This window comes from Streptomyces omiyaensis, assembly GCF_014650895.1.
Classification (GTDB): domain Bacteria; phylum Actinomycetota; class Actinomycetes; order Streptomycetales; family Streptomycetaceae; genus Streptomyces; species Streptomyces omiyaensis.
The window spans coordinates 312,986-339,574 of the sequence record NZ_BMVV01000005.1 but is presented as its reverse complement, the minus strand read 5'-3'; the positions used below and the strand labels follow the sequence as shown (position 1 = coordinate 339,574).

The window sequence follows — 26,589 nt, the reverse complement described above, 5'->3', positions numbered from 1 at the left end:
CCCGACGTGCGGGGTCGTCCCCGGCCGCCCCGGCGCGGCCCGTACCCCCCCCGGTGCCCCCGGTCCCCGCGCGGACCGGGGGCACCGTCGCGTCCGCGCCGCGGCTTCGCCGCCCCGGCCGGAGCGCCCGAGGGCGCTCCGCACCGGGTCCCCGCCTTCGCTCAGAAGCTGAACCGTCCCGTGATCGGGTAGTGGTCCGACCGGCCCGCGTCGGTCCCCACCGCGCACGACACGACCGTGCCCGACGGCGGGCCGAACAGGTAGTCGATCTTGATGCTGCGGGTCGCCAGCGGCTTCGTCGACCGGCCGTCCCGCGGGCGGGCGCTCGACAGGCCCTCGTCGCACTCCCGGTCCGCCGCGTAGGCGGACGTCATGACGGTCCTGGGAGTGTCCGGCGAGGCGGAGTCCGGCGGGATCGCGTTGAAGTCGCCGCCGTAGACGGTCCGGTAGCCGGCCACGGTGTACGAGCGGACCATCCTCTGCATCTCCTCGGCCTGCTCGGCGCGCTTCGTGCCGTCCGCGTCGTCCTCCGGCAGGCCGGCGCTGAAGTGGGCGGTGCAGAACTGGAGGGCCTGCGCCGGGAGGACGGCGCACAGGCCGGCCCGCTGCTCCATGCGCACCCAGGCGTCGCCGATGGTCCTGTTCTGCGGGGACGGAAGGTCGTAGGAGTGGTACCACTCGTTGGCGTCCGGCAGGGCGAGTCCGATGCCGTAGGACCCGCGGTCCTTCCAGGCGCCCGGCGAACCGGCGTCGTCACAGGTCCTCGCGGCCTCCAGCGAGGAGCCGTCGACGGTGAACCCGATGGGGGCGAAGCGCACGTCCCACCCGGTGCCCGTCTTCGCCTCCAGCGCCGTCTCGATGGACTTGGCGTGCGCCTCGCACATCTCCTGGAGGAAGACGGCGCGGTACGTCCGCGCCTCCGCGTCGGTGCCCATCCGGCCGGTGATCTGCGCGCCCAGGGACGGGCCCTCCACGCGGTGGTTGCCGCAGGCGGAGTGGTGGTTCGCGCAGACGTTCCACGACATGACGCGGAAGTCGGCGGCCGGAGCGGGGGAGGCGGGAGCGGGGCGGCCGCCCAGATCGCTCGCGTTCTCCTCGCCGAGGTGGACGAGGTGGAACTTCTGCCAGGAGCCGACGGAGGTGCCGCGGGCGCGCAGCAGCCCCGCGTCCGCGCCGGGGTCCTGGACCTCGGCGGTCACGTACCGGTAGCCGTCGTCCGTGGCGGCCTTCAGCGCGTACGTGCCGTCGGTCTGCTTCTCCAGCCGGAGCTTCTCCCCCTCGCCGGAGAGGGTGCCCCGGGCGCGCAGCAGGTTCCGGTGGCTGCCCGTGTAGCCGCGCTCGGTCGTGACGTAGTTCCCGTTCGCCTCCGAACGCAGGGTGGTGGTCACTCCCTTGTCGTCGGTGTGCAGCGTGAACTTCTCCCACGCTCCGAGGCCGGCCGGGGAGGCGGCGGAGGTGCGCGCACGCAGCATCGCCTCCCCGCTGCCGGTCCGGGAGATCTCCACCGACACGTACAGGTCGCCCGCGCCCACGGACCTGAGCGCGTACTTGTCGCTCGCCGTGACGGGCACGGGCCGGCTCTCCACCGCCTGGGCCTGCGCGGGCGTCACGGCCGTCATGGCGAACAGAGCGGAACACAGCACCGCCAGGCGGCGCACTGCCTGTCTCATCCTCGTACCCCGTCCGCGTCGGAAGGCCCGGAAGGCCAAACGGCACAAGCTAGGGATCCGCCGCTCCGCGGACAAGGGCCGCCGGGGGAGTCCGTCAGTTCCGCCGGTCCCGCGGGCTCAGTGGGCTCCGGGGCCGCCGGGGTTCAGGGGGCGGACGGTCCGGGCGGGGTCCGGAGCCGCGTCGGCGGGACCATGTCCCGGAGGTACGTCCGGTGCCAGCAGTCGCGGGTCTCCCGGAGCTCCCGCCACGTCGTGAAGCGGTACCGGTACAGGCGGCAGCGGACGTGGACCGGAGGGGCGTCCGGGAACGGGTTGTGCCGGATCAGCTTCAGCAGGTCCCCGTCGTTCAGCAGCAGCCGCCGCACGAAGCCGTCGAACCACGCCGCCCCGTAGGACGGCGAGAGGGCCACGAACCAGAGCAGCCAGTCGAGCCGCAGGTGCCACGGCGCGTACTGCCGCGGCCACCGGTGCGGATCGCCCGGTTTCCCCTTGAAGCCGTACTCCTTCCACTCCGTCCCCGGTCCCGGCGCCGGGTCGCTCGTGCCCTCCACGACGATCTCGTCCCGGACGCGGCCGACGGTGCCGAAGGCGCCGTAGGCGTTGACGAGGTGGAAGGGGTCGAAGGAACGGTTCATGGCCTGGCGGCGGGAGAGCAGGTTCCGGACGGGGTGGCGGCTGAGGACGAGGACCAGGACGGTGAGGGCGACCACCAGGACGGCGTACCAGACCGGCGTGGCGGGGGCGGCGCGGTCGCCGGAGAGGGCCGAGAGGTCCAGGGCGGAGGCGGCGAGGAGGATCGTCAGCCAGTTGAGCCAGGCGAAGTTGCCGGAGAGCACCAGCCACAGCTGGGTGACGATCATCAGGCCGGCCGCGACCGAGGCCACCGGCTGCGGGGCGAAGAGGAGGAACGGCACGCCGAGCTGGACGACGTGGTTGGCGGCCGCCTCCACGCGGTGCAGCGGGCGGGGGAGCCGGTGGAAGAACCAGCTCAGCGGCCCGGGCATCGGCTGGGTCTCGTGGTGGTGGTCCAGGCACGTGAGCTTCCGCCAGCAGGCGTCGCCGCGGATCTTGATGAGGCCCGCGCCGAACTCGACGCGGAAGAGCAGCCAGCGGAGCAGCAGCAGGACCGGGAGGGGCGGGGCGACGTCGTCGTTGCCGAGGAAGACCGCGAGGAAGCCGGTCTCCAGGAGCAGCGACTCCCAGCCGAAGGCGTACCAGGTCTGGCCGACGTTCACGATCGACAGGTAGAGGACCCAGAGCGCCAGCCACAGCGCCATCGCGGCCCCGAGCGGCACCGCGTCCCCCGCCCCGGCGGCGAGCGCCGCCGCGAGGGCGGCGCCCGACCAGGCGACCCCCGCGAAGAGGCGGTCCGAGTAGCGCCAGTGGAAGAGGGAGGGGGAGCGGAGCGGGGTGGTGCGGCGGAGGTACTCCGGCACGGGGAGCATGCCGCGCTCGCCGATGAGCGCCCGGAACTGGAGCGCGGCCGACAGGAACGCCACGCAGTACAGGACCGCCAGGCCGCGCTGGAAGACGGTCCGGCCCAGCCACAGCTCGGGCGCGGTGAACCACTCCATCGCCTCCAGTATCAGCCCGCGGCGGCGATCCGGGTGAGGACGCGGCCCAGCCGGCGGGCGTAGGCGAGCTGGAGGCGGGGGACCAGCGGGCCGGCGAGCCGGGTGTACCAGGCGGCCGGCCGGCTGAAGGCGGTGACGGTGAACCGGACCGTGCCGCCGGGTTCCAGCTCCACGAGGAAGGCCTCCTCGCCGCACTCCGGATGGCCGGTGAGGGTGCCGTACGCGAAGCCGGCCCGGTGCTCCTCCTCGGGGACCCAGATCACCCGGCACGGGACGCCGAGGGCGAGCGGGCCGATCCCGAGCGCGACCTCCAGGGTGACGCCCGGGGCGGCGCGGCCGGCGGAGGCGCGGACCCGGGCGCCGCCGGCGCGGTGCATCCGCCAGGTGGTGACGGCCTCGGCGGCGGCCCGGAAGGCGGCGGGGCCGTGGCCGACGGCCGCGCTGTGGCGCAGGTGGTGGAAGCCGGCGGGGAGGGCGTCGGGGGTGCGGGTGGCGCCGACCTCGCGGTAGGTGAGGGTGCGGCGCCGGGTCAGGTCGCCGAGGATGCGGCTCATGCCGGGAGCTCCGTTCGCGGGAGAGGGGCGGGGCGGTCGCCGGCGCCGGCGCCGGGAGGGGCGGCGGGCACGGGGCCGGAGGGGGTGGCGGGGGTGATGCGGGCAGGACCGGTCCCGGTGTCGGTGGGCGGGGCGGGCCGGAGCCGGCGGTGGGCGAGCAGGGCGCAGACGGCGAAGCCGAGGGCGTTGCCGAGTCCGTGGGTCGCGGCCATCCAGGTCAGGGTGGGGTGCGGGAGTCCGGTCGCCTCGCCGAGCGCCCACCAGAGCGCGAGCGCCATGGTGACGACGAGGACGAGAGCGGAGACGCCGAGCAGCGTCCGGGTCGCGCGACCGGCGGCGAGGGCGCGCCGCTCGCGCAGGGTGAGCACCGCGACCGCGGCCATGCCGGCGGTGAGGACGACCGCCCCGGCCAGCTCCGCCCAGTCGTCGACGAAGTAGCCGGCGAGCACCAGCAGGGTGCCGGCGGGCACGCTGAGCGCGGCGGCCCTGGCCAGGGGCCCCTCGCCGGAGGCGGCGCAGAGCAGCCCGGCGACGAGCGCTGCGGCGAAGCCCGCGAAGTGGAAGTGCGGCACGGTCAGGGCCAGCAGGTCGAGCTCGAAGCCGAAGAGCGGGTACGCGGCCCGTTCGGCGACGAGCGCGAGCCCGGCGACGGAGGGCGAGACGAGCGCGGTGAGGACCGCGACCTCGCCCGGCCGGAGCGACCGGGTGAGGAGGAGCCGGGCCGGGGCCTGGAGCGCGAGCGCCAGGGTGGCGAGCGCGTAGCAGGCGGCGAGGGCGGTCGCGGTGCCGGAGCGGGGGAGCCAGAGGGAGACCGCGCCCGGGAGGGCGAGCAGGGGCCAGGCCCGCCGCAGCCGGTCCCAGCCGGGTGGCCGGGGCCCCTCGACGAGTCCGAGCCCGGCCGGCACCACCCAGAGCATCCCGAGCGTCACGACCGGTACCACGAAGGCCGACAGTGCGGTCATGGCGCCACCCCCAGACTTGAACGCGTTCAACGAGTACGGTACCGAGCGTAGAGGCTCTCTTGAACGCGTTCAAGTCCGCCCCGGGGATCCTCCGCCGCCCGTACGGACCCTCCCCGCCGCCCGTACGGACGCTCTCCGCTTGCCTCCCGTCACCGACTGCGACAGAACGGGAGGAACCCATCCGTGCCGACCGGGAGGAGCCACGTGCGCCCCACGCAGCGCCGGACGCGCAGCCGACCCGCCGCCGTCCGCCCCGCCCCCGGAGCCGCCCCCCGCCAGGGCCGCACCGCCGCCGTCACCGCGACGCTGGGCGCCGCCGCCCTGTTCCTCGCCGGCTGTTCCGCCGCCGAGCCCGGCGGCGCCGCCGGGCGGGCCGCCCTCGGCACCGCCCACGAGGTGCACCTCCAGCCGGTCGCCGCCCAGGGCCCCGACCCCTTCACCGCCTCCACCGCGCGCGGCGCCGGACTGCGCGCCCTCCAGGAACCCGGGGCCGACGCCCAGCCCGTCAGCGCCCCCGGCATCCGCGAGGTCACCGGCTCCACCCCCGGCCTCTACGGCGGCACCCGCGCCGAGGGCAGCTGCGACGTCGAGCAGCAGGTCGCCTACCTCGCCGCCGAACCCGCCAAGCTCACCGCCTTCGCCGAGGCCGCGGGCATCCCCGAGGGCGGCGTCGCCGACTGGCTGCGCGACCTCACCCCGGTCCTGCTGCGCGCCGACACCCGCGTCACCAACCACGGCTTCCGCGACGGCCGGGCCTCCGCCTTCCAGTCCGTCCTCCAGGCCGGCACCGCCGTCCTCGTCGACCCCTACGGCGCCCCCCGGGTCCGCTGCGCCTGCGGCAACCCGCTCCGCACGCCCGTCAGCGTCTCCGGAGCCGTCCACCACGGCGACCCCTGGGCCGGTTTCGACCCCGACCGCGTGATCATCGTCAAACCGACCTCCACCGTCGTGAACAGCCTCGTCATCGTGAACGTCTCCGACGACAGCTGGATCGAGCGGAAGGCCGGCAGCGACGGCGACCAGGACCGCAAGCCCGACACCGTCCCCGACTGCGATCCCGACACCTGCGCCCTCAGCGACCCCGTCACCCCGGACACCGGCACCGAGGACCCCGACGCGTCCGCCGACGCCACCCCCGGGACCCCGACGGAGCGCCCCGCCGCGCCGACCGCGCCCGACGCCCCGGCGGCGCCCGACACCCCCGCCGTACCGCAGACCCCGGCCGCGCCCGACACCCCGGCGCCCCCGACCGCCCCGGACGCGCCCCCGCCGTCGCCCACCGAGCCGGACGCCCCGGCCGACCCGTACGCCGAGCCGCCCTCCGACCCGTACACCGACCCGTACGCCGATCCCCACGCCGAGCCGCCCTCCGACCCGTACGCCGATCCCGACGGCGGCTTCCCGCTGCCCGAGGACCTCCTCCCCGTCGATCCCGGGCCCACCCAGCCCGACACGTTCGCCGGCTGAAAGATCTTCCTGGTGCGCGAGGAACCCGCTGGGCCTAGCGTGGCCCCCATGAGCGTGGGCAGCGGGGGAGCGGACGCGGCGGGCCGGCCGGACACGGCGGCGGCCGGGGACGGTACGGCGGTGCCGATCCTCAGCGCGTTCGGGTCCGCCTTCCGCATGGGCGGCTTCGACTGGGACCTCGCCACCGGCACGATGAAGATGGACGCGGCCTCCCTCGACGTCTTCGACTTCGAGCCCGACGAGTACGACGGCCGCCCCGAGACGCTCGGCAGCCGCGTCCTGCCCGACGAGGGGCGCCGGCTCGACACCCTCGTCGCCCAGGCCCTCAAGGAGGGCAGCGACCAGTACGGGGCGTACTTCCGCATCCGCCGGCGCGACGGCTCCCAGCAGTGGACCCACACCCAGGGCCTCGTCCACCGGGACCCCTCCGGCCGCCCCGTGCGGATCGTCGGCGTCGTGCGCGACGCCACCCACGAGCTCACCGAGTCCGCCGCCCGCCTCGGCCTCGACGAGGGCCGCCGGCAGCGCGCGGGGGTCGTCGAGGGCACCACCGCGGCCCTCGCCTACGCCCGGACCGTGCAGGACGTCATCGACCTCCTCAACGACTCCCACGCCCTGGAGCACTTCGGCGCCGCCAGCCTCGTCATGGGCCTCCTGGAGGCGGGCCGCATCCACCTGGTCGCCGAGGGACCGGAGGGCGCCTTCGTCCCGGGCACCCGGTTCACCCGGGTGGACGAGCCCTACCCGATGAGCGAGGTCATCCGCACCCTGCGGCCCCGCTTCATCGACAGCTCCGAGGACTTCGCCGCCTCCTTCCCCGTCCTGTGGCCGCACATCAAGGGCCTCGGCATCACCGCCGCCGCCTACCTCCCGCTCATCGCCCAGGCCCGTCCCATCGGCGCCCTCGGCCTGCTCTACAGCGACCGCACCGGCTTCAGCGAGGACGAGAGGACCCTGCTCGTCGCGCTGAGCAGCAGCATCGCCCAGAGCCTCCAGCGGGCCATGCTGTACGAGCAGGAGCACGACCTCGCCGAAGGGCTCCAGCAGGCGATGCTGCCGCGCCGGATCCCCGACGTGCCCGGCGCCCACATAGCCGTCCGCTACCGCTCCGCCCGCCTCGGCCGCGACGTCGGCGGCGACTGGTACGACGTCATCCCGCTCCCCGGCGGCCGGGTCGGCGCCGTCATCGGCGACGTCCAGGGCCACGACACCCACGCCGCCGCCGTCATGGGCCAGCTCCGGATCGTGCTCCGCGCCTACGCCGCCGAGGGCCACACCCCCGCCACCGTGATGGCCCGGGCCTCCGTCTTCCTCCACGAACTCGACACCGACCGCTTCGCCACCTGCACCTACGCCGAGGCCGACCCCGCCACCGGCGTCGTCCAGATGGTCCGTGCCGGCCACGTCGACCCCCTCGTCCGCGAAGCCGACGGCACCTGCCGCCGCGTCCCCGTCGAGGGCGGCCTGCCGCTCGGCCTCTCCGCCGAGTTCGGCCGGCTCGACTACCCCGTCACCACCCTCGAACTCGATCCCGGCCAGACCCTCATGCTCTACACCGACGGCCTCGTCGAGAAGCCCGGCGCCGACCTCGACGAGGGCCTCGAATGGCTCTCCTCCCTGGTCCGGCGCGGCCCCGCCGACCTCCAGCAGCTCGCCGACCTGCTCTGCGACGTCGTCGCCGACCGGGGCGGCGAGGACGACGTCGCCATCCTCCTGCTCCGCCGCCACGCCGCCTACGCGGCCGGCGGCGGCCGCTTCCGCCAGCACGTCGCCCAGAGCGACCCCGAGGCCCTCAGCTCCGCCCGCCACATGATCCGGGCCGCCGTCCGCGCGTGGGGGGCGGGCTCCCGCGCCGACGAGATCGAACTCGTCGCCGACGAGCTCATGACCAACGCCCTCATGCACACCGACGGCGGCGCCATCATCACCCTCAGGATCCTGCCGGGCCCCGAACGCCGCCTCCGGGTCGAGGTCGAGGACCGCTCCAGCGCCCTGCCCCGGCGCCGCGAGGCCGGCGAGGCGGGCGTCTCCGGCCGGGGCCTCCTCCTCGTCGACCAGCTCTCCGACAGCTGGGGCGTGGAGTCCAGGGGCGGCGGCAAGTGCGTCTGGTGCGAGTTCGCGGTCGCCGACTGACCCGGCCCCGTGCGCCCGCCGCGCCCGCCGGCCGCTGAAGTAGGCTCCCGCGCATGCTGCGCGTACTGGCCGTCGACGACGAGGAACCCGCCCTGGGGGAACTGCTCTACCTGCTGCGCGCCGACCCCCGGGTGCGGACCGCCGAGGGGGCGGGGGACGCCACCGCCGCGCTGCGGCGGATCGGGCGGGCCCTGGAGTCCGGGCCGGACGGCGAGGAGCGCGTCGACGTCGTGTTCCTCGACATCCACATGCCGGGGCTGACCGGGCTCGACGTGGCGCGGCTGCTGGCCGGGTTCGCCCGGCCGCCGCTCGTCGTCTTCGTCACCGCCCACGAGGGCTTCGCGCTCACCGCCTTCGACCTCAAGGCCGTCGACTACGTGCTCAAGCCGGTCCGCCGGGAGCGGCTCGCCGAGGCCGTGCGGCGCGTCCACGAACTCGTCCACGCCGCCACCGCGCCCCCGGTGGCCGCCGCGCCCGAGCAGGTCCCCGTCGAACTCGGCGGCGTCACCCGCTTCGTCCCGGTCGACGACATCGCCTACGTCGAGGCCCACGGCGACTACGCCCGCCTCCACACCGACCACGGCAGCCACCTCGTCCGCATCCCGCTCTCCACCCTGGAGGAGCGCTGGGCGGACCGGGGCTTCGTCCGCATCCACCGCAGCCACCTCGTCGCCCTCGACCGGGTGGAGGAGCTCCGGCTCGACGGCGGCACCACCTCCGTCCGGGTCGGCGCCACCGACCTCGCCGTCAGCCGCCGGCACGCCCGCCACCTCCGTGACCTGCTGATGCGCCGGGCCGGCGGCTGACCGCCACCCCTACCGGCGCCCCACCGCTTCCGCTTACACTCCACGGGCCCCTCCGCCCCCAGAGAGCAGCGACGCCGATGCCGGAGCATCCCGAGCCGCGCCGGCCCCGGCGCGAGACCGTCACCCACGCCAGCGCCCTCGGCGACCGGCCCGCGCCCCGGCCGCTCCATCCGCCGGCCCGCTCCGAGATCGACGAGCAGACCACCCTCGGCCACACCTACGTCCGCTCCCTCATGCGCAGCCAGCTGCGCGCCGCGCTCACCGCGCTCGGCGCCCTCGCGCTGCTCGTCGGCACGCTGCCGCTGCTCCTCGCGCTGCCCGCCCCCGAGGCCCTGGTGTGGGCGGCGCTCGGCGCCGGCGTCTACCCCGTCGTCTGGGCCGTCGCCCACTGGTACGTCCGCAGGGCCGAGCGCAACGAGCGCGACTTCACCGGCCTCGTCGAGCGCTGAGGACCGGTGGACCGTCCCGCATGAACCAGACCTACGCGGTCGCCGCCGTCACCGCCGTCGTCCTCGCCACCGTCCTGATCGGCGCCCTCGGCCTGCGCGTCTCCCGCACCACCTCCGACTTCTACGTCGCCTCCCGGACCGCCGGGCCCCGGCTCAACGCGGCCGCCATCAGCGGCGAGTACCTCTCCGCCGCCTCCTTCCTCGGCATCGCGGGCCTCGTCCTCGTCCAGGGCCCCGCCATGCTCTGGTACCCGGTCGGCTACACCGCCGGCTACCTGGTCCTGCTGGTCCTCGTCGCCGCCCCGCTGCGCCGCTCCGGCGCGTACACGCTCTCCGACTTCGCCGAGGCCCGCCTGGAGTCGCCGCAGGTCCGCCGGCTGGCCAGCCTCTTCGTCGTCGGCATCGGCTGGCTCTACCTGCTGCCGCAGCTCCAGGGCGCCGGCCTCACCCTGGAGATCCTCACCGGCGCCCCCGACTGGGTCGGCGGCCTGCTCGTCGCCGTCGTCGTCACCGGCACGGTCGCCGCCGGCGGGATGCGCAGCATCACCTTCGTGCAGGCCTTCCAGTACTGGCTGAAGCTCACCGCCCTGCTGGTCCCGGCCTTCTTCCTGGTGGCCGCCTGGCACGGCGACGGGGCGCCCCGGGCCCGCTTCGACGCGCCCGCCACCCTGCGCGAGCACACCGTCGTCCGGGTCGCCGACACCGTGCGCCTCGGGCTCGACGCGCCGCTGACCCTGACCGTCACCGGGACCGTCGACTCCGTCCGGTACGAGGAGCGGCCGGTGACCCTCGGGCCGGGCACCCACCACGTCTCCGGCGGCACCGTCCTCGCCCTCCCGCCCGGCGCCCCGGTCCCCGAGCGGCGGGCCGACGGATCCGACCCCCTCGGCTGGTCCCAGCCGCTGGCCGGGGGTCGCGACGGGCACCAGCTCTACGCCACCTACGGGCTGATCCTCGCGACCTTCCTGGGCACCATGGGGCTGCCCCACGTCGCCGTCCGCTTCTACACCAGCCCGAACGGCCGGGCCGCCCGCCGCACCACCCTCGTCGTCCTCGGACTGGTCGGCGCCTTCTACCTGCTGCCGGGGGTCTACGGGGCGCTCGGGCGGATCTACGCCCCCGAGCTCGCCCTCACCGGCTCCGCCGACGCGGCCGTGCTCGTGCTGCCCGACCGGATCGTCGGCGGGGCGCTCGGCGACCTCCTCGGCGCCTTCCTCGCCGGCGGCGCCTTCGCCGCCTTCCTCTCGACCGCCTCGGGGCTGACCATGTCCGTCGCCGGCGTCCTCGCGCAGGACGTGCTGCCCTCCCGCGCCGTCCGGCACTTCCGGCTCGCGACCCCGCTCGCCACCGCCGTGCCGCTCGCCGTCGGCGTCGCGGCCTCCAAGGTGCCGGTCGCCGACGCCGTCGGGCTCGCCTTCGCGGTCTCCGCCTCCTCCTTCTGCCCGCTGCTGGTCCTCGGCATCTGGTGGCGGCGGCTCACCCCGCCCGGCGCGGCCGCCGGGCTCCTCCTCGGCGGCGGCTCCGCGCTGGCCGCGGTGATGGCCACCCGGGCCGGGCTGGCCCCGGGGGGCTGGCCGCACACCCTGATGGCCTGGCCCGCCGTCTGGTCCGTCCCGCTCGGCTTCCTCACCATGGTCCTCGTCTCGCTCGCCACCCCGCGCAGCGTGCCGCCCGGCACCGCGGCCACCCTCGCCCGGCTGCACCTGCCGGAGGAGTTCACCGCGCCCGTCCCCGCCCAGGAGGCCCGCCGGTGAGCGGCATCGTCCTGGCCGCGGCCGCCTCGGCCGGGGCCGTCCTGCTCGCCGCCGGGGTCGTCCTCGGCCGGCTGACCGCCCGGCGCGGCGACCGCGCCGCCGACCTCGACCTCGGCACCCCCGTCGAGCGGGCCACCTTCCACACGCTGCACACCGCCTCGCTCGCCGCCCCGCCGCTGCGGGCCGGACTGACCGGGGAGACCGCCCGCAAGGCGGTCCGTCCGCTCCGCTCGCTGCTCGGCACCGAGGCCCTCTGCCTGACCGACGGATCGGCCGTCCTCGCCTGGGACGGGCCCGGTGCGGCGCACCACCACGCGGGCGTGTCCGAGCTGGCCGCCGCGACGCTGGAGACCGGCCGCAGCAGCTCCGCGCCCACCGGCTGCGCCGACCCGGGGTGCGAGCTGCGGTGGGCGGTGACCGCGCCGCTCACCGGCGAGGAGGGCGTCCTCGGCGCGCTGGTCGCCTACGGCCCCCGGGAGTCGGCCGTGCTGGTCCGGGCCGCGACCGAGGTGGCCCGCTGGGTCTCCGTCCAGCTGGAGCTGGCGGAGCTGGACCGCTCCAGGACCCGGATGGTGGAGGCGGAGATCCGCGCCCTGCGCGCCCAGATCTCCCCGCACTTCATCTTCAACTCCCTCGCCGCGATCGCCTCGTTCGTCCGCACCGACCCGGAGCGGGCCCGCGACCTCCTCCTCGAGTTCGCGGACTTCACCCGCTACTCCTTCCGCCGGCAGGGCGAATTCGCCCAGCTCGCCGACGAACTGCGGGCGATCGAGCAGTACTTGGCGCTGGCCGGGGCCCGCTTCGGCGACCGGCTCAAGGTGACGCTCCAGATCGCCCCGGAGGTGCTGCCGGTCGCCCTGCCCTTCCTCTGCCTCCAGCCGCTGGTGGAGAACGCGGTCAAGCACGGCCTCCAGGACCGCGAGCGGGGCTGCCGGGTCGTCATCGCCGCCCGTGACGCCGGCGCGGAGGCGGTCGTGACGGTCGAGGACGACGGCGTCGGCATGGACCCCGAACGGCTGCGGGCGGTGCTGCGCGGCGAACACCCCTCCGGCTCCGGCATCGGCCTGTCCAACGTGGACGAGCGGCTGCGCCAGGTGTACGGGGCGGGGTACGGCCTGGTCATCGAGACGGGCGTCGGCGCCGGCATGAAGGTGACGGCGCGCTTCCCCAAGTACCGCCCCGGGGTGCACCCTTCGCCGCCGCTCTGACGGATCAGGAGAGCCACACCGCGAGATGGGCGAGCGGAAGCCCCAACTGCCAGGCGGGCAGCCAGACCCGGGCCGTCTCGTCGACCAGGAGGCCCGGTCCGTGACCCGGCGCGCCGCCCAGGTCGGCGGCGTGCACCCAGGTCTCCCGCAGGGCCCGCCAGGTGTCCCGGGCGAGGGCCAGATCGGCCCCGCCGGGATCCTCGGCCTCCTCGGCGGCGAGCCGTTCCTCCACCCACTCGGGCCAGCCCGCCTCGTGGGCGGTGCGGTACAGCCACTCGTCGGCCGCGGGCTCGCCGGACAGGTGGACCGTGAGCGCCAGCGCGCGCAGCGCGGCGCGGTGCTCCAGCGAGCCGGGCTCGGCCAGGCCGGCCGCGGTCAGGTACTGGTCGGCCAGGTACTCGGCGCACAGCCAGGCCATCGGTACGGCCAGACCTCCGCCGCTCCTGCGGCCGGCGCCGTTCGTGCTCTCGGGCGGCAACGCTCCCACCTTCTCCCGGACGTCGGGGACCCGCGGTTCTCGGGACCCGGAGCAGAGCCTCCTCCGCTCGGGGCGTCCGCGTGGACCGCTTTGCTCAACTCGCCGGTGTGGTTTCGGATACGTTCCCCGGCCGGATCGGTGCCGACGGGGCTGCCGGTGCGGAGGGGATGCGAGGGGCGGGAGAGGGCGCGCCGGCCGGGGCCGGGGCGGGGCGGCGGCGGAGGAGGGAGGCGAGCGCGGTGACGCCGACGACCAGCGCGAGCGACCGCAGGGGCAGGACCGCGCCGAAGGAGTCGTCCAGGGCGTCGATCCCGTTCCAGACGGTGACGATCCAGACCGTGGTCCCCACCAGGACCATCGCCCCCGTCCTCCGCTCCCCGCCCAGTCGCATCCCGGCCCAGAGCACGAGCGGCATGACCAGCGCGGTGTTGAGCAGCGCGGTGGTGAACACCTGGGCGGTGCCGTAGCCGGTCGGCGAGCCGAGGGCCGCGGAGGCCTGCCCGACGAGGGCGAACCGGAGGGTGTCGGAGAGCACGAGGTGCGCCGCGCCGACCGCCAGCGCGGTGACGGCGGCGGCCTTGAGCAGGCGGGGGAGGGGCGGGGTGTGGGGTCGTGAGGCCATGGACGCGACTATACGCGGAGTGTATACACGGAGTGCATACACCCCCGCCCGTCCGCCCCGACCGTGCGCCCGACGGTCCCTCCCGGCGGTCCGGCCGGTGGCCCGCCCCCGGGCCCCGCCCGGCGCTCCGCCGCGGCACGGGGCCGCGCGGAGCTCCTTCCGAGGGGGCCGGGCGGGATCGGGAAGAGGCGGCCTAGCCGAGCAGGGCGTAGACCGCGGTCGCGTGGGCCGCCGGCTCGGCCGTGCCCTCGGCGGTCATCGTGATGTCGGCGAAGGCCATCCGCCTGCCGAGCTTGGTCAGGCGGGCGCGGACCAGGACGTCGGCGCCGAGGACCGCCCGCTGGAAGCTGGTGGACTGCTGGACGGTCGTCATGGGCACGAAGCCGCCGCGGGCCGCCGAGACGGCGATGACGGTGGCGGTGTCGGCGGCGGCCATCAGGGCCTGGCCGGAGAGCCCGCCGCCCTCGCGCGCCAGCCGGTCGGACCAGGGGAGGCGGAGGACGGCCTCGCGGCCGTCGACGGAGTCGACCGTGAGCCCCAGGTCCAGGACCCAGGGGGCGAAGTTGTCGGCGAGGATCTTCTCGGCGGCGGCGGGAGTCAGCGCCACGGTGTCAGGGAGCGTCACGGCGTCATTGTGCGGCCGCCGCCCGGGGGCGGGCAATGACGCCGCGGCGCGGCCGGTAGTCGGGGAGCGAGCGGCCGAGCTGCCGAAGGGCGTAGTGGGAGCGGGACTTGACGGTTCCGGCCGGGATCCCGAGGTCGTCGGCGGCCTCGCTGACGGTGAGCCCGTGGAAGTAGAGCCGGACCAGCACCGCCCGGTGCTCCGGGCTCAGCCCCCGTACCGCCGCCCGGACGTCGAGGGCCGCCTCGGCGGACTCGGTGGCGTCCCAGGGGTCGGGGGTCACCGCGAGCACCCCGTCGCCGATCTCGGCGGGCCGGGCGAGCCGGGAGCGGCGGGCGTCGATGGCCAGCCGGCGGGCCACGGTGAACAGCCAGGGCCGCATCGAGGCGTAGGCGCCGCTGAACGCCTCGGGGTGGAGCCAGGCCCGCACCAGGGTCTCCTGGACGAGGTCCTCGGCGCGCTGGCGGTCCCCGTAGGTCAGGCCGAGCAGGAAGGAGAGCAGGGCGGGGCCGTGCTCCCGCTGGAGTTCCTCCAGCGTCCGCTCGTCGGTCGTCGTCGTCGCCTTCGTCGCCGTCGCCGTCGTCATGAGTGCCACCCTTCCCCGCCCGCTCCGCGGTTCGTCGTCCGCGGCGTATCCGAACGCATCCGGGCGGACGGGGACAGGGAACGGACAACGGTCTGCGACGAACGGTCGTAACGAGCGGCGAATGGCGCGCCGAACGGTCGGGCGGCGGTCGAGTGGCGGAGGTACGTCCGATTCGGTGGGGTTCGCCGCCCGGACCGGCAGGCCGCCTTGACGGACGGTCCCCCGGAGGATGAATTCGGCAGAACAGATGTTCTTCCTATGATCGGGGTGGCAGTCGTCATGACCGCAGGCAGCAGACCGGCACGCGCCCGACTCGTCCGCGCCGGCACCACCGTCCTCGCCGGCTCCCTGCTCGCCGTCGTCGCCGCGTGCGGCCAGGGCGGAACCGGCGGCGACGCTCCCTCGGCCGGCGGCCCGCCCGGCGGCTCCACCGCCCCGCGCCCCGCCGCCCCCGCCCCGAAGCCGGGCGGCTTCACCCTGGTGACCTCGGGCGACGTCCTCCCGCACGACTCGATCATCCGCCGCGCGGCGGCCGACGCCGACGGCGGCGGCTACGACTTCCGCCCCATGTTCGCCGGGGCGAAGCCCGTCGTCTCCCGCGCCGACCTCGCCCTCTGCCACATGGAGACGGTGTACGGGGAGGAGGGCGGGCCCTACACCGGATATCCCGCCTTCAAGTCGCCGCCCGAGGTCGCGGCGGCGCTGAAGGCCACCGGCTACGACTCCTGCTCCACCGCCTCCAACCACACCCTGGACGACGGGGCGGAAGGGCTCGGCCGCACCCTCGACGCCCTCGACGCGGCGGGCGTCCGGCACGCGGGCTCGGCCCGCACCGCCGCCGAGGCCGCCCGGCCCACGCTGCTCAAGGCCGGCGGCGCCACCGTCGCCCAGCTCGCCTACACCTACGACACCAACGGCTACCCCCTCCCCGAGGGCAAGCCCTGGGCGGTCAACCTCCTCGACCGGGACAAGGTGATCGCCGACGCCCGCGCGGCCCGCGCGGCCGGCGCGGACGTCGTCGTGGTCAGCGTCCACTGGGGCTCCGAGTGGCAGACCGAGCCCGACGAGCGGCAGCTCTCGCTGGCCCGCGAGCTGACCGCCTCCCGCACCGGCGGCCGCCCCGACATCGATCTGATCGCCGGCACGCACGCCCACGTGCCCCAGGCGTACGAGAAGGTCAACGGCACCTGGGTGATCTACGGCATGGGCGACCAGATCGCCGGCGACATGATCAACCACGAGGGCGTCTCCGACCCGCGCGGCAACCAGAGCAGCATCGGCCGCTTCACCTTCGCCCCGCCGAAGCGGCCCGGCGGCCGCTGGGAGGTGACCAGGGCCGAGTTCCTGCCCCAGTGGTTCGACACCGAGCGCGGGCGCGTGGTCGACCTCACCGCCTCCGACGGCTCCGACCCCCGCCACGCCGGCATCCGCGAGACGATCCGCCAGGTCGTCCTCGGCCGGGGTGCCGACGAGGACGGGCTGACGCTCGGCCGGTGAGGCGGGGCCGGTCCGCGGTCGCCGTCCGGGGATCGGCCCATCGGGTGCAATCGGGCGGCGGTCCGGTGTCGGTGAGGGCCCCGGGACCCTCCCCGGACGAACCATTGGTCATGAAAAACGATCAGATGCCCACGGGGCGCCGGTCGGTGCTGCGGCTGGCCGCCGCCCTCGGCGTCACCGTCACGGCCGGCGCCCTCGCCGTCGACCGGCTCGGGAGCGGCGGGGACGCGGCCGGCGCCGCGGCCGGCCCGCCGCAGGGCCCGCCCGGCGCCGGGGGACCGGCCGCGGGACCGCCCGCCGCCGCGCCCCGGCTGCGCCCCTCCGCGTACCGGCTCCAGCCCATGACCGCGTACGCCCCCGCCGTCCGGCCGCGGGGCCTCCCGCCGGTCCGGCGTCGGCCCTTCCTCTCGCTCACCGGCGTCGGGCGCTCCATGGTCCTCACCTTCGACGACGGTCCCGACCCCCGCTACACCCCCGCCATCCTGGCCACCCTGCGCCGCCACGACTGCCGGGCGATGTTCTTCGTCTGCGGCGAGATGGCGGCGGCCCACCCGGACCTGCTGCGGGAGATGGCCGCCGACGGACACGTGGTCGGCAACCACTCCTGGTCCCACCCGCTCGTGCCGAGGCTGCGGCCCTCCCGCATCCGGGACGAACTGGGCTCCACCAGCGAGGTGGTGGAGCGGACCCTGGGCGCCGCGCCGCTCTGGTACCGCGCCCCGTACGGCGCCTGGAACCGCCACTCCTTCGAGATCGGCGCCGAGCTGGGCATGGAGCCGCTCGCCTGGACCGTGGACACCCTTGACTGGAAGGAGCCCGGCACCGGCACCATCGTGCGCCGGGTCCTCGACGGCGCGGGGCCCGGCGTCATCGTCCTCTCGCACGACGCCGGAGGGGACCGCTCGCAGAGCGTCGCCGCCCTCCGCGGCTACCTGCCGGCCCTCCTCGACGCCGGCTACACCGTGACCGTGCCGCACCGCTGACGGAGGCGCCTTCCCGGGTGTCCGCGCCCACCGGGACCCGGGACGGGGCGTGCGGCGCGGGCCCGGGAGCCCGCGTGCGGTGTTCCGGTCCGCGAACGACCGGACCGTCCGGACCCGCCCCCGCCCCTCCCGGTCCGGACCGGGAGGGGCGCGGTCCGGACCATTGCCTGGTCGAAGGCACCAGGTCCGGGCGGTGGGGTTGGAGCAAGGGCCACAACCTGCCCGCGCGGGGCGCCATACGCCCCGCGCCAGGGCAGAATTCCGGACGCACTGTCCAAAAGCAAAGAGGAACATCCGTGCGACCAAGACTCTTCGGCGCGACCGCCTGCGCGGCCGCGGCCGGCCTGCTGGGCTCTCTCCTCACCGCCTGCGGCTCCTCCGCGGGAAGCGACGGGACGACCCTGCGCCTGGTGGCCGCCGAGTACGGCACCGGTCCGGCGACCGGCTCACAGGCCTACTGGGACAAGCTGACCGCCGCCTTCGCCGCGGCCCACCCCGGCAAGAAGGTCGAGGTCACGCTCTACCCGTGGGACGACGTCGACCGCGAGGTCACCCGCCTGGTCGAGGAGGGCAACGCCCCGGACGTGGCCCTGATGGGCGCCTACTCCGACTTCGCGGCGCAGGGCCGCCTCTACTCCGCCGACGAGCTGCTGTCGGTGAGGGCGGAGGCCAACTTCCTGCCGCCGCTCGCCGAGGCGGGCTCGTTCGACAACGCCCTCTACGGCCTGCCGTTCGTGGCCAGCAGCCGGCTGCTGTTCTACAACGAGGAGCTGTTCGAGAAGGCGGGCGCGGAGCCGCCCCGGACGTGGGCCGACCTCAAGGAAGCGGCCGGCAAGCTGAAGAAGGAGGGCGTCCCCTACCCGTACGCCCTGCCGCTGGGCCCCGAGGAGGCGCACGCGGAGGCCCTGATCTGGCTGCTGAGCAACGGGGGCGGGTACGCGGGGAGCTACGGCGGCTACAGCATCGCCTCCGAGCAGAACACCCGGACCTTCCGCTGGATCAGGGACAACCTGACCACTCCCGGCCTCACCGGTCCGGTCCCGCCGGGCGAACTCAACCGGCGGGACGCCTTCGCCGCCTTCCTGCGCGGCCAGGTGGGCATGCTCAACGGCTATCCGTCGCTCCTGCACGAGGCCCGGGCCAAGGGGATCAAGGTCGGCACGCTCAGCATGCCGGTCTCCGGAACGCTGGAGGACGGGCAGGTGCCGCCCGCGGCGGGCGTCGCCGACTGGATGATGGCCTTCAAGCGGGACGGCAACCGCGAACTGGTCGGTTCCTTCCTGGAGTTCGTCTACGAGGACGAGAACCTCAACGAGTTCGCCGACCGCTACCACCTGCTGCCCTCGACGGTCTCGGCGAACCGGGCGTCCAAGGGCGCGGCGGCGGACCCCGCCGACACCCAGTTCCTCGACGCCCTGCGCGGCGCCGAGCTCTACCCGGTCAACGAACCGTCGTGGCTGAAGGTCAGCGACACCATCAAGCGGAACATCGGCAAGGCCGTGGCCCCCTCCGCCGACCCCCAGGCCGTCCTGGGGGAGATCGCCCACGACGTCCAGGAGATGGCGAAGCAGTCGTAGGGGACCGCCCGTCCGGCGCGCCCCGCCCGCGCGGCCGGGCGGGGCGGGCCGGTGCGGGTCCTCCCGGCGGGGCGGGCCGCCTCAGCGGGAGCCGACCATCCGCGCGTACACCACGACGTTCCCGTCGTACCCCTTCGCCCGGGTGTAGCCGCCGCCGCAGGTGATCACCCGGAGCTCCGGGTGGCCGGTGTCCCCGTAGACCTGCGGGCCGGGGAAGTCCTGCTTGGAGTAGACCTCGATGCCGTAGATCTCGAAGACGGCCACCCGTCCGTCGTACCGCTCGACCTCGACGTGCTGGCCCTTCTCCAGCGAGCCCAGGCCGTAGAAGACCGCCGGACCGCTGGCGTTGTCGACGTGTCCGACGATCACCGAGGTGCCGCGCTGGCCGGGCGCGATGCCGTTCTGGTACCAGCCGGCCATGTTGGCGTCCTGCGGGGGCGGGGCCGCTACCCACCCGTCCGCGTCGAGTCCCACGTCCATCACCGGGGCCGCGACCTCGATCGCGGGGATGCGGATCCGCGACGCGGGCGCGAAGGGCAGCGGCCGGACGCCGGCCGACGCCTCCGCGGGCGGGGCGACGACCGGACGCGCCACCGGGCGGGCCGCGGCGGCCGGCTGGGGCGGTCCCCCGGCGAGGTCCACCCCGTTGCGCATCATCGCGAGTCCGGACAGCATGGCGAGGGCCAGGACGCCCCAGGGGTGTCGTCTCCTGCGCTCGGGGACGCGGAAGTCCTTCGGGGGCATGATTCTCCCTTCGTGGCGACGTGTGAACGGTAAGGGCGACCGGCCGTCCCCGCGCTCCGGACGGCCCGAACGGGTAACCCCCCGCCGCCGTCCGGGTGGCGCCGCGCCGGCGCCATCCCGCCCGCGGCCCGACGGACCGTCAGAAGCCGTGCGGGGGCGGTCTCCGGACGGCGTGCGGAGGCCGTCGTCCGGGGCGCCGCTGCTCGTCCCGGGTGACGGCGGGCTGACCCATCCGAGTACTCGTCAGACAATCGTTTCGCGCGGCTCTGACCTGCGGTTGTTCCGTCCGGAGCAACTCGATCGGCGGCACGGGAGCTCACCGGACCGGCCCAGTGCCGAGGTGCAGGGAGGGGTCCGAGTTGTGATGGTTCGTCATGGAAGGCGTACTCGTCGAATCTCCCGGAGCACCGCTTCGGGGCGTCTTCCACTGGAGGTTCAACCATGCGTGCTGCACGCACTCTGGCGGTGACCGCCACCGCGTTCGCGGCGGTCGCCCTGGCCGCGCCCCTCTCCGCCGCCACCAGCGGTCCCAGCAACGTCTCCGTCAACCCCTACGACGTCCACGCGGGGTCGACGATCACGATCACCGCCAAGGGCTGCGGCCACGGTGGCACGGTCACGTCCAACGCCTTCCCGGAGACCAACCTCTCGGTCAACTCCAACGGCCTGTCCAGCGCGATCGCCCGCGTCTACAACAACGCCACGCCCGGCAACTACAACCTGGCCGTCAAGTGCAGCGACAACTCCCGGGTCGTCACGCACCCGTTCCGCGTGCTCGCGGGCCGCGGCGCCCAGGGCGGTCTCGGCGGTTCGCTGGCGCCCAGCTCCACCGAGATGGCCGTCGGCGGCAGCCTCGTCGCGGCCGCCGCGCTCGGCGGCGGCGTCTTCGTGCTCCGTCGCCGCCGCATGACCGGCGCAGGCGTCTGACCGGCCGAACCTCCCGGTCGGCCGACTGTGCCCGCCGCCCCCGTGTTCCGGAAGGGACCCGGGGGCGGCGGGCTGTCCGGCGACCGCTCCGGCGGGGACGGACCGCGGTCCCCCGCCGGAGCGCCGGGGGTCAGTGCCGGCGGGCGCTCGCGCGGCGCCGGAGCGCGTACGCCGAACCGGCCGCCGCGACGAGCACCAGGGCGGTGCCGGCCGCCACCTCGCCCGACTCCAGGCCGCCCTGCGAGCCGCCGAGGCCGCCCTGCACCCCGCGCGGGGTGAGCAGCACCGTCGAACCGGTCGTCGGCGTCGCCGTGGACACCCCGCTGATCGTCAGGTCCACGGTGTCCTGCACGCCGCCCGAGCAGTTGAACGCCACCGTGTACACGGCGCCGCGCTTGGCGTCCGTGTCCACGGTGGCGGTGACCGCCGAACCCGGCGCGATCTGGACGGTGTCGAAGATGCCCGCCGTCGCCGTCGCCGTGCTGGAGCAGCCGGGGGCGCTGAGCGTCACCCGGCCGCCGGGGGCGACGAGCGACGGCGAGACGACGAAATCGCCCGGGGCCTGGGCGCCCCGCACCCGCGGGTTCGGCGCGGGCGCACCGTCGGCCGCGTGGGCGACGGTGACGGGGGCGGCCAGGGCGAGGGCGGCCGCCCCCAGCAGGGCGGTGGACGCGGCACGTATCGCGCGCATGGTGATTCCTCCGGGTCCCGAGGGCCGGCCGCGGCGGAGTGGCCGCGAGGAGCCTGCAAGCACCTCGTTGCCCGACACGCTAGGAGCGCACTACCACGGCCGCGATCCCAGACGGGCGAATGGGGCACGCGTGTCCCCCGGGCGGCCCAGCGCCGCCCCGTGGGTCACTCCGTGACCTGCGGGAACAGATCGGTGAACGGCGCGGCGGTGGCGGACAGCCCGCGCCCGAACGGCGCGTCGAAGTCCCAGATGAGGAAGAGCAGGAAGGCGATCAGCGCGCTGTAGAGGCCCGCGAGGAGCAGCTCGCGGCCGGTGCGCCGGATCTGGAGGGTGAAGATCAGCCCCACCGACACCAGGGCGCCGATGATCAGACCGAACCACACCACCCCCGGCATGGTCTCCCCGGCGCTCTGGCCGCGGGCGCCGCGGGCGTCGTCGGCCACCATCACCTGGTCGACCAGCGGCTGGTAGGCCTGGCCCTCGAAGTCGTTCGCGGGCTCGTAGTCGGTGACGCTCCGGCGGACCTTCCCGAGCAGGGCGTCGCCCTCCTCGGTGACCTCGCCCTCCTCGGCCATGTGCGCGAACTCCTCGTTCACCACGTAGGAGACGTACGCGTCGACGTCGGCGCGGATCTGCGCGCGCACCGGCACGGGGTAGACCTCGACCCGTTCGGAGATCTCGTGCATCGCCTGCGCCTCCTGGCGCACCACCTCCTGGGCGGCGCCCCGGGCCTCCCAGACGCCGGCGATGGCGAGGCCGAGGACGATCGCGTAGATCACGCCGATCATCATCGTCATGTACTCGATGACGTCGGGGGTCTCGTTGGGGTCGTCGTCCTCGGGGATCCGGCGGTGGTTGATGACGACGATGGCCAGGACGACGGCGCAGGCGGCGGCCATCGCCAGGGTCAGGACGAGCCATTCGGACATGGTTGCTCGGTCTTCCTCACGGGAGTTTCGGGGGAGCTCGGGAGAGCTCGGGGGCATCGGGTGGCGCGGGGCCGGGTCACCGGGAGCGCGGCCGCAGGATCGCGGTGGCGATCACGGCGGGCGCGGTGATGAGGAGCATCGTGGTGACGGGCGACTGCGTGCTCTTCGGCTGGGGCCGGGACGCCCTCCGGTAGTGCGGGAGCGCGACGGGCGGAGCCGGGCGCGGCACCGCCCTGGTGGGGGCCGGGGCCGGGGGAGCGGGAGCCGGTGCCTCCTCGGGCGCCGGGGTCGCGGGCGCGGGGGAGGGGGGTGCCGGAGCGGGCCGCGGTGCCGGGGTGGCGGCGGGCGGCGGCGCGGGGGCCGGCGCCGGAGGCGGCGCGGGCACGGGGAGGACGGAGGGCGGCGGCAGCGGTGCGGGCCGCACGGGGGGCCTCGGCGGCACGACCGGCTTCGGGGGCTTCGGCGGCACCGGCACGGGCGTCGGCGTCGGTTTCGGCGGCTTGGTGGGTTTCGGCGGCTTGGTGGGTTTCGGGGGCTTCGGCGGCGGGGAGCACGCACCCGGGCCGGAGACCGCCACCGACGTGTGCGAGCCGTTCGGCCCGACGGTGGCGTAGGCGCAGGAGTCGGCGGCCGCCGGCGCGGGTGCGGCGAGCAGCCACACCAGCGCGGCGGCCGCCAGCGACCGCGTGAGGGGTGATCCGTACAGAGACACGCCGACGAGCTTGAACACATGGACGCCGAACCGGGGGCCGAATGCGGTCGGATTCCCCGGATGGTGGGGACCTCGCGATGCACGTGTTTGACGCCGGGCGGCCGGAAGGCCGCAATCCGGACGGTGTGAAGGCCTTCCGGGGGACGGGAAATGGCCGACGGATGTCATCTCGGCGCCCGTTCGGCAGAACTGTCCGGTTGTCGTCCTGTCGGAGATCCGCTTTCGCGGTGTACTCCTGGTGCACCGCGGGGTCCGGCCGGGCCGACCGCCGAGGTGCGGGCCGGTGCGCGGGGCGCGCGGGCCTCGCGCGATCTCCGTCCGGAGAGCCGGCGCACGATCATATGCACGTGAATGTGCACGGCCTGAAGGCGTGAACTCTTCGTTCCGCGTGGACGCGCCAAAGGCGTGTGACCAAGAACGGACCGCGAATTTCCGTTTCTACTCGCTCTCTCGACGGGCGATCAGTAGCCTCACCTCGAACACGGCCGCGAACACCGGGCCGCATCCCCCGTGGCGACTTGTTGGAGACATTGATGGAGCGTCCCGCCTGGGCTCCGCCGGGTATCGACATCTCGGTACCCAGCGTGTCCCGTATGTACGACTTCTATCTGGGCGGCTCGCACAACTTCGAAGTCGACCGGGAAGCGGCCCGCAAGGCCATGGAGTTCCTGCCGGGCCTCCCCAAGATCATGCAGGCGAACCGGGCGTTCATGCGCCGCGCCGTCCGCTTCGCCGTCGACAACGACGTCACCCAGTTCCTCGACATCGGCTCCGGCATACCCACCTTCGGCAACGTGCACGAGGTCGCCCTCGCCGCCGACCCCGCCGCCCGGATCGTCTACGTCGACCACGACCCGGTCGCCGTCGCCCACAGCCGGGCCGTCCTGGAGGGCGTCGAGGGCGCCGCCGTCGTCCCCGCCGACCTCCGCAAGCCGGCCGACATCCTGCGCAGCCCCGAGGTCACCGGCCTGCTCGACCTCGACCGGCCGGTCGCCCTGCTCCTCGTCGCCGTCCTGCACTTCCTGGAGGACGCCGACCGCCCGCGCGAGGCCGTCGCCGAACTCCTCGACGCGCTGGCCCCCGGCAGCCTCCTGGTCGTCACCCACGCCTCGTACGAGGGCATCCCGGTGGACCAGGAACGCGCCGGCGGCACCGTCGAGGTCTACCGCAGCACCCGCAACCCCCTGGTGATGCGCTCCCGGGACGAGATCGCCCGCTTCTTCGACGGCACCGGCCTCGTCGAGCCCGGCCTGGTCTCGATGCCCCACTGGCGGCCGGACGGCCCGGCCGAGGAGGAGGACCCGTACGCCTTCTCCGGGTTCGCAGGTGTGGGGCGCAAGGCGTGAAGGTGCCGTCCCAGCCGTCCGGCAACACCGCGGAAGCCGGCGGCCCGGAGGACAGACTCAGGCGGTTCGTCACCATCTGGGGCCGGGCCATCTTCCCGGTGACCGCCACCTCCCTCACCCGCGCCGAGTTCGAGGGGCACCTCCTCCCGCTCGCCCGCGTGCTGTGCGACGCGCTCCTCGCCCGGCCCTTCGACACCGGACCCGCCCAGCGCGTCGGCGCCGGCCTGGTCGACGCCCACTGCACCGACCCGGACGCGCTCGGCCGCAGCCTCGGCGTCGTGGACTCCTACCTCGTCCTCTACTGCGGTACGGACGCCGAGCTCCCCGCCGAGGAGCTGCGGGCCCGCTGCGCCCGCCTCCAGCACGCCATGGCCACCGGCTACGCCCAGGCCCTGCGCGAGCGCACCCGGGCCGAGCAGGAGGCCATCGCCCGCTCCGCGCTCTCCGCCCGCAGCGCCGCGGAGATCGCCCTGCACGCGACCGAGAGCCGCTTCCGGGCCGTCTTCGACGGAGCCGCCATCGGCATCGGCATCGCCGACCTCGAAGGCCGGCTCGTCGAGATCAACGACACCATGACCCGCATGTTCGGCGGCGTCGAGGCCCACGTCCGCAGCCGCAACGTCAGCGAGTGGGTGCACCCCGAGGACGGGCCGCACGTCTGGCGGCTCTACGAGGAGCTGGTGCGCGGCGAACGCGAGCAGTACCGGGTGGAGAAGCCGTACTACCGGGGCGACGGCACCGTCCTGTGGACCAACCTCACCGTCTCCCTGCTCCGCGACGCCGAGGGCCGGCCCCAGTACCAGCTGGCGCTCATGGAGGACATCACCGAACGGCGCCTGCTCCACCTGCGCCTGCGGTACGAGGCCACCCACGACGCCCTCACCGGACTGCCCAACCGGACGCTCTTCTTCGAGCGCCTGGAGAAGGCCCTCGCCCCAGGCTCGGCCGGCGCGGACACCCGCTTCGGCCTCTGCTACCTGGACCTCGACGGCTTCAAGGCCATCAACGACAGCCTCGGCCACTCCGTCGGCGACCGGCTGCTCGTCGAGGTCGCCGACCGGCTCCAGGCCTGCGCCACCGGCCCCGGCGAGATGGTCGCCCGGCTCGGCGGCGACGAGTTCGTGGCCCTCACCACCGGCACCGGCGGCGAGCCGGACGCCACCGCGCTCGCCGACCGCATCCTCGCCGCCCTCGCCACCCCCGTCGGCGTCGACGGACGCGACCTGGCGGTCCGCGGCAGCCTCGGCGTCGTCGAGGGCCCGGCCGGCGAACGCACCGCCGCCGAGGTGCTGCGCAGCGCCGACATCACCATGTACCGGGCCAAGTCCGCGGGCGGCAACCGCTTCGCGCTCGCCGACCCCGAGGCCGACGCCCGCGCCATCACCCGGCACGGCCTCACCACGGCCCTGCCCACCGCCCTGGAGCGCGGCGAGTTCTTCATCGAGTACCAGCCGCTCGTCCACCTCGACGACGGCAGCGTGCACGGCGCCGAGGCCCTCGTCCGCTGGAGCCACCCCCAGCACGGCGTGCTCGGTCCCGACCGCTTCATCCCGCTCGCCGAGGACACCGGGCTCATCGTGCCGCTGGGCCGGTGGGTCCTCCAGGAGGCCGTCCGGCAGGCCCGCTCCTGGCAGCTGGAGAACCCCGCCACCGGCACCCCGCTCCGCGTCAACGTCAACCTGTCGCCGACCCAGCTCCACCACCCCCGGCTGGTCGCCGACACCGTCGACGTCCTGGAGCGCGCCGGCCTCGAACCGGGCGCGCTCTGCCTGGAGGTCACCGAGTCCGCCCTGATCGGCGCCGACGAGGACCTCCTCAAGCCGCTGCGCCAACTCGCCGACATGGGCGTCGACATCGCCCTCGACGACTTCGGGACCGGCTACTCCAACCTGGCCAACCTGCGCCGCCTGCCGGTCAGCGTCCTCAAGCTCGACCGCTCCTTCACCCGGGGCATGCAGCAGCACCCGGTGGACCCCGTCGACCTGAAGATCGTCGAGGGCATCGTCTCGCTCGCCCACAGCCTCGAACTCGCCGTCACCGTCGAGGGCGTCGAGACGGCCGCCCAGGCCGAACGCCTCCGCGACCTCGGCTGCGACACCGCCCAGGGCTGGTACTACGCCCGCCCCGGAGCCCCGGACCGGATCCACTCGCTGGTGCTGGCCGACGCGGTGTGAGGACGGGGGCGGACACGCGTGCGGGCCCGGTCCTCCCGAGGACCGGGCCCACACCGGTGAAGCGCGAGGGGGCGAGGAGAGCGAAGGGACTATGTCATCAGGAGTATGAGAAGGAAGCCCCTTC

24 protein-coding genes are annotated in these 26,589 nt (G+C 75.1%); 12 read left to right on the top strand and 12 right to left on the bottom strand.

Annotated features, from left to right (window positions below; translation table 11 throughout):
- Window positions 1-161 precede the first annotated feature (161 nt).
- The 4 genes from IE287_RS11610 to IE287_RS11595 all read right to left on the bottom strand — a co-directional run bounded on the left by IE287_RS11610 (window position 162) and on the right by IE287_RS11595 (window position 4,751).
- Window positions 162-1,670 carry an exonuclease/endonuclease/phosphatase family protein gene (locus IE287_RS11610; protein WP_189848873.1) on the bottom strand — a complete coding sequence of 503 codons (1,509 nt, stop codon included), beginning with the start codon at window positions 1,668-1,670 and terminating at the stop codon, window positions 162-164.
- Window positions 1,671-1,813: 143 nt separating this feature from the next.
- A complete protein-coding gene (locus IE287_RS11605; protein ID WP_189848872.1) occupies window positions 1,814-3,244 on the bottom strand; it encodes a lipase maturation factor family protein in 1,431 nt (476 codons plus the stop codon).
- A gap of 11 nt (window positions 3,245-3,255) precedes the next feature.
- Window positions 3,256-3,798, bottom strand: coding sequence for a DUF1990 domain-containing protein (locus IE287_RS11600; protein ID WP_189848871.1), 543 nt, complete (start codon window positions 3,796-3,798; stop codon window positions 3,256-3,258).
- Complete coding sequence (locus IE287_RS11595) at window positions 3,795-4,751, bottom strand: YndJ family protein (RefSeq protein WP_373307836.1); 957 nt, start codon at window positions 4,749-4,751, stop codon at window positions 3,795-3,797. The genes IE287_RS11600 and IE287_RS11595 overlap by 4 nt, the downstream gene beginning before the upstream one ends.
- Window positions 4,752-4,964: 213 nt before the next feature.
- Between IE287_RS11595 and IE287_RS11590 the strand changes: the two genes are divergently transcribed.
- The 6 genes from IE287_RS11590 to IE287_RS11565 all read left to right on the top strand — a co-directional run bounded on the left by IE287_RS11590 (window position 4,965) and on the right by IE287_RS11565 (window position 12,577).
- Complete coding sequence (locus tag IE287_RS11590) at window positions 4,965-6,227, top strand: DUF6777 domain-containing protein (RefSeq protein ID WP_268254974.1); 1,263 nt, start codon at window positions 4,965-4,967, stop codon at window positions 6,225-6,227.
- 48 nt (window positions 6,228-6,275) lie between these two features.
- Window positions 6,276-8,360, top strand: coding sequence for a SpoIIE family protein phosphatase (locus IE287_RS11585; protein WP_373307834.1), 2,085 nt, complete (start codon window positions 6,276-6,278; stop codon window positions 8,358-8,360).
- 53 nt (window positions 8,361-8,413) lie between these two features.
- Window positions 8,414-9,166: a LytR/AlgR family response regulator transcription factor gene (locus IE287_RS11580; protein ID WP_189848869.1), complete on the top strand. Its 753-nt coding sequence runs from the start codon at window positions 8,414-8,416 to the stop codon at window positions 9,164-9,166.
- A 77-nt stretch (window positions 9,167-9,243) separates the two neighbouring features.
- Window positions 9,244-9,615, top strand: a complete 372-nt coding sequence (locus IE287_RS11575; RefSeq protein WP_189848868.1) for a DUF485 domain-containing protein — start codon at window positions 9,244-9,246, stop codon at window positions 9,613-9,615.
- Window positions 9,616-9,635: 20 nt separating this feature from the next.
- Window positions 9,636-11,369, top strand: coding sequence for a sodium/solute symporter (locus IE287_RS11570; RefSeq protein WP_189848867.1), 1,734 nt, complete (start codon window positions 9,636-9,638; stop codon window positions 11,367-11,369).
- A complete protein-coding gene (locus IE287_RS11565; protein ID WP_189848866.1) occupies window positions 11,366-12,577 on the top strand; it encodes a histidine kinase in 1,212 nt (403 codons plus the stop codon). The genes IE287_RS11570 and IE287_RS11565 overlap by 4 nt, the downstream gene beginning before the upstream one ends.
- A gap of 4 nt (window positions 12,578-12,581) precedes the next feature.
- Here the strand turns inward: IE287_RS11565 and IE287_RS11560 are convergent, their stop codons facing one another.
- From IE287_RS11560 to IE287_RS11545, 4 genes are all read right to left on the bottom strand, one after another.
- The gene (locus IE287_RS11560) at window positions 12,582-13,064 is read right to left on the bottom strand and encodes a hypothetical protein (protein WP_444545978.1); all 483 of its coding nucleotides are present in this window, start codon (window positions 13,062-13,064) and stop codon (window positions 12,582-12,584) included.
- 85 nt (window positions 13,065-13,149) lie between these two features.
- Complete coding sequence (locus IE287_RS11555; protein WP_189848864.1) at window positions 13,150-13,677, bottom strand: hypothetical protein; 528 nt, start codon at window positions 13,675-13,677, stop codon at window positions 13,150-13,152.
- A gap of 193 nt (window positions 13,678-13,870) precedes the next feature.
- Window positions 13,871-14,284 (bottom strand): PaaI family thioesterase, encoded by a 414-nt coding sequence (locus tag IE287_RS11550; RefSeq protein WP_189848919.1) that lies wholly within the window; start codon window positions 14,282-14,284, stop codon window positions 13,871-13,873.
- Window positions 14,285-14,306: 22 nt separating this feature from the next.
- A complete protein-coding gene (locus IE287_RS11545) occupies window positions 14,307-14,885 on the bottom strand; it encodes a sigma-70 family RNA polymerase sigma factor (RefSeq protein WP_189848863.1) in 579 nt (192 codons plus the stop codon).
- 279 nt (window positions 14,886-15,164) lie between these two features.
- On the opposite strand from IE287_RS11545, the gene IE287_RS11540 reads away from it, so the two are divergent.
- The 3 genes from IE287_RS11540 to IE287_RS11530 all read left to right on the top strand — a co-directional run bounded on the left by IE287_RS11540 (window position 15,165) and on the right by IE287_RS11530 (window position 18,942).
- Window positions 15,165-16,382 carry a CapA family protein gene (locus tag IE287_RS11540; RefSeq protein ID WP_189848862.1) on the top strand — a complete coding sequence of 406 codons (1,218 nt, stop codon included), beginning with the start codon at window positions 15,165-15,167 and terminating at the stop codon, window positions 16,380-16,382.
- A gap of 110 nt (window positions 16,383-16,492) precedes the next feature.
- Entirely contained in the window at window positions 16,493-17,365 is an 873-nt protein-coding gene (locus IE287_RS11535) for a polysaccharide deacetylase family protein (RefSeq protein ID WP_189848861.1), read from the top strand.
- 296 nt (window positions 17,366-17,661) lie between these two features.
- Complete coding sequence (locus tag IE287_RS11530; protein WP_189848860.1) at window positions 17,662-18,942, top strand: extracellular solute-binding protein; 1,281 nt, start codon at window positions 17,662-17,664, stop codon at window positions 18,940-18,942.
- 81 nt (window positions 18,943-19,023) lie between these two features.
- On the opposite strand, the gene IE287_RS11525 is transcribed toward IE287_RS11530, so the two are convergent.
- Window positions 19,024-19,686, bottom strand: coding sequence for a class F sortase (locus tag IE287_RS11525; protein WP_189848859.1), 663 nt, complete (start codon window positions 19,684-19,686; stop codon window positions 19,024-19,026).
- 441 nt (window positions 19,687-20,127) lie between these two features.
- Here IE287_RS11525 and IE287_RS11520 point away from each other — a divergent pair, with 441 nt between their 5' ends.
- Window positions 20,128-20,613, top strand: a complete 486-nt coding sequence (locus IE287_RS11520) for a hypothetical protein (RefSeq protein ID WP_189848858.1) — start codon at window positions 20,128-20,130, stop codon at window positions 20,611-20,613.
- A gap of 130 nt (window positions 20,614-20,743) precedes the next feature.
- Here the strand turns inward: IE287_RS11520 and IE287_RS11515 are convergent, their stop codons facing one another.
- From IE287_RS11515 to IE287_RS11505, 3 genes are all read right to left on the bottom strand, one after another.
- Window positions 20,744-21,304: a hypothetical protein gene (locus IE287_RS11515; RefSeq protein WP_189848857.1), complete on the bottom strand. Its 561-nt coding sequence runs from the start codon at window positions 21,302-21,304 to the stop codon at window positions 20,744-20,746.
- A gap of 164 nt (window positions 21,305-21,468) precedes the next feature.
- On the bottom strand, window positions 21,469-22,233 hold the full coding sequence (locus tag IE287_RS11510; RefSeq protein WP_189848856.1) for a bestrophin-like domain: 765 nt from the start codon (window positions 22,231-22,233) through the stop codon (window positions 21,469-21,471).
- Window positions 22,234-22,309: 76 nt separating this feature from the next.
- Window positions 22,310-22,945, bottom strand: coding sequence for a hypothetical protein (locus IE287_RS11505; RefSeq protein ID WP_189848926.1), 636 nt, complete (start codon window positions 22,943-22,945; stop codon window positions 22,310-22,312).
- 533 nt (window positions 22,946-23,478) lie between these two features.
- On the opposite strand from IE287_RS11505, the gene IE287_RS11500 reads away from it, so the two are divergent.
- Both IE287_RS11500 and IE287_RS11495 read left to right on the top strand, forming a co-directional pair.
- The gene (locus tag IE287_RS11500) at window positions 23,479-24,291 is read left to right on the top strand and encodes an SAM-dependent methyltransferase (RefSeq protein WP_189848855.1); all 813 of its coding nucleotides are present in this window, start codon (window positions 23,479-23,481) and stop codon (window positions 24,289-24,291) included.
- Entirely contained in the window at window positions 24,288-26,465 is a 2,178-nt protein-coding gene (locus IE287_RS11495; protein WP_189848854.1) for a putative bifunctional diguanylate cyclase/phosphodiesterase, read from the top strand. The genes IE287_RS11500 and IE287_RS11495 overlap by 4 nt, the downstream gene beginning before the upstream one ends.
- Window positions 26,466-26,589 lie beyond the last annotated feature (124 nt).